Here is a 1,486-nt window from a genome sequence, read left to right as displayed (position 1 = left end):
TGAACTGAACCCCGAATGATGGACACTTGAAAAAAGTGCCTCACTCGGGGTTTTTCGTGTGCGCACGAATCGCTATAATGAACCTATTCATTCAGACGGGAGAAACAGTCATGAGTAAAATCATCTTCAACATTCAACAAATCAATCAGCTCGAAGAAAATCCAAACGTCGCCTCCGTATCAGAACGTTCGATTCAATACACCGCCGAGTTTAAGGTCAAGGCCGTGCGTGAGAACATGGACGGCAAAGGACCTCAACAGATCTTCACAGAGGCGGGGTTCGACCTGACGGTGATTGGGAAAGAGAAGGCGAAGTCTTCGTTGAAGCGTTGGCGTCGGACGTACCGAACGGACGGAGAAGACGGTCTCCTGAACAACAAACGTGGGAAGACCCTGGGAGGCGGGCGTCCGAAAAAAGACGAGTCGATGGAGCGACGGTTGGCGAAGGCAGAGGCGCGGATCAAATATCTGACGGCCGAGAACGAACTCTTAAAAAAGCTAGAGAAGTTAGAAGGGCAGGCGAAACGAACGAACTGACACCGGCAGAGAAATATCAGGTCATCAATACCATCATCCGAATCGCGCAGCTGGAAAACCTCGTGCGCCCACTATGTGAAATCGCTGGTGTGAGCCGGAGTGGTTACTATGCCTGGTTGAACCGATCCGAGGCAGAGTCCCTACGGGAAGAGCGTGATTATCTAGATGCGACCCTACTCAAGCAGATTCACGACAGCCACGGTGGCAAAGTCGGTTATCGGGCACTGTACATGGAGGTGCGCGCAACCCTCGGGATCCGAATCAACCATAAGCGCATCCTCCGACTGATGCGCAAGTATAACATCGTCACCAAAATCCGAAAGATGAGCCCTTATCGAAAACTAGCTAAAGCGACGCTCGAGCATCGCGTCGTGCCGAATCTATTGAACCGTCAGTTCCGGCAGAGCGAGCCCGGGAAGGTGTTCGTGACCGACATCACCTATCTCCCGATCGCCTCCGGCGAGAACGTCTATCTGTCTTGTGTGAAGGACGTCGCCACACGCGAGATCGTGGCACATAAGCTGTCCACGGGCCTTCACATGGACCTCGTCTTTCAGACGATGGAAAAGCTCGAAGAGCATCTCCAAGGGAACCTACATCCCGAGGCGATGATTCATTCGGACCAAGGCTTCCACTACACACATCCGGACTACCAACAACTCGTCGGCGACCTCGGACTGGTCCAGTCCATGTCACGTCGGGGCAACTGTCTCGACAACGCACCAATCGAATCGTTCTTCGGCCATTTGAAGGACTATGTCACCAACCGCTCGTGCAAATCGCTCGAGGAGGTCCGAGAAATGGTCGGGGACTACATAAGCTATTACAACTGCGAACGAGGTCAATGGAACCTAAAAAAGATGACCCCGGAACAATATCGGGGCCATCTGATCGCCGCATAGAAAACGTGGGCTTTTTATTAAACTGTCCATTTTACGGGGCTCAGTTCA

1 protein-coding gene is annotated in these 1,486 nt (G+C 52.4%); it reads left to right on the top strand.

Annotated features, from left to right (window positions below):
- Nucleotides 1-110 precede the first annotated feature (110 nt).
- A protein-coding gene (locus KNP02_RS14640; protein WP_214710303.1) for an IS3 family transposase occupies nucleotides 111-1,438 on the top strand; the annotation gives its coding sequence in 2 pieces (ribosomal slippage) (nucleotides 111-480 and nucleotides 480-1,438; 1,329 coding nt in all).
- The last annotated feature ends 48 nt before the right edge of the window (nucleotides 1,439-1,486 follow it).

Source organism: Exiguobacterium sp. s40 (assembly GCF_018617905.1).
Lineage (GTDB): Bacteria > Bacillota > Bacilli > Exiguobacteriales > Exiguobacteriaceae > Exiguobacterium > Exiguobacterium mexicanum_A.
Note: the sequence above shows the minus strand (reverse complement) of the source record. Positions and strands in the feature narration are given on the sequence as shown.